Raw genomic sequence first — 984 nt, 5'->3', positions numbered from 1 at the left:
TATTGATACAATGAGTACCTTTGAGATTCATGGCATCCATCACCGTTCACTACCCTCACTGCAACTCTGACCACGTATATCGCCACAGGAAGACCCCCGCCGGCCATGTTCGCTATCGTTGCCCCGTCTGTGTGCACGTGTTTCAGCTCACCTACACCTATGAAGCCCGCAAGCCTGGCGTCAAAGACAAGATTGTTGATATGGCCTTCAACGGCTCAGGTGTTCGTGATACTGCTCGCGTCCTCAAGATTGGCATCAACACCGTCATACGCTTCCTAAAAAACTCACACCAAGGCAAGTAACCTCCGAAAAGGTGGTGCTCGATGACGTGGCGCTTATCTGTGAACTCGATGAGCAATGGGCCTATGTCGGCAATAAACAGCATCGACATTGGCTTTGGTATGCCTTTGACACCAAGAGAAAACGAGTCGTGGCATATACCTTTGGCCCACGCAACAATGAGACATACCGCCGCTTGCTGAGCCTGCTTTCTCCGTTCCAGATAGGCCTGTAGTGGTCAAGTAAAACTGGCCACGGTTTTATAAGCAGCCCAATACTGCAGTTAAGATTCATTTGGTGTCAAACCACCGTTGTAGTGATGGGGACGAATGTTGCTGTAATAGCCCATCAAATACTCACTGATACTCTCCCGATGCGGAGTTGGCGGCCTACAGCCGCCGCAGTCGCAAAGAGGTTAGCGGGCTGGGGCGTAACGTCACGGTGTTCGATAACGTGCGTGAATGGGCCTACAGCGCGGTGAGAGAGCATTGGCGACCCAATGGCTATGACGGATGGGCCTACGCAGTGAGGGCGGCCTGTGATAGCGCCAATGTGTTTGGTTTAGAGCAGGGCGGCCCGTTGCCCCATAGCGAGATCAAAGCGACGGCGAAGAGTATCGCCCGCTGGGTATGGAACAGATTCACCCCCGCAGGGTTTAGCCAAGTGCAGGCGCATCGAGGGGCCAAGGGGGGGAAAGTGTCTAAG

The 984-nt window shown here is 53.6% G+C and carries 1 protein-coding gene and 1 pseudogene; both read left to right on the top strand.

Annotated elements, in window-relative coordinates:
- Positions 1 to 29: 29 nt before the first annotated feature.
- Positions 30 to 508: pseudogene (locus tag CUC53_RS05500) on the top strand (IS1 family transposase); the annotation flags it as partial.
- A gap of 152 nt (positions 509 to 660) precedes the next feature.
- A partial coding sequence (locus CUC53_RS05495) for a primase C-terminal domain-containing protein (RefSeq protein WP_236757875.1) occupies positions 661 to 984 on the top strand: 324 nt, incomplete at its 3' end.

Source organism: Aeromonas cavernicola (assembly GCF_002795305.1).
Taxonomy (GTDB): domain Bacteria; phylum Pseudomonadota; class Gammaproteobacteria; order Enterobacterales; family Aeromonadaceae; genus Aeromonas; species Aeromonas cavernicola.
Note: the sequence above shows the minus strand (reverse complement) of the source record. Positions and strands in the feature narration are given on the sequence as shown.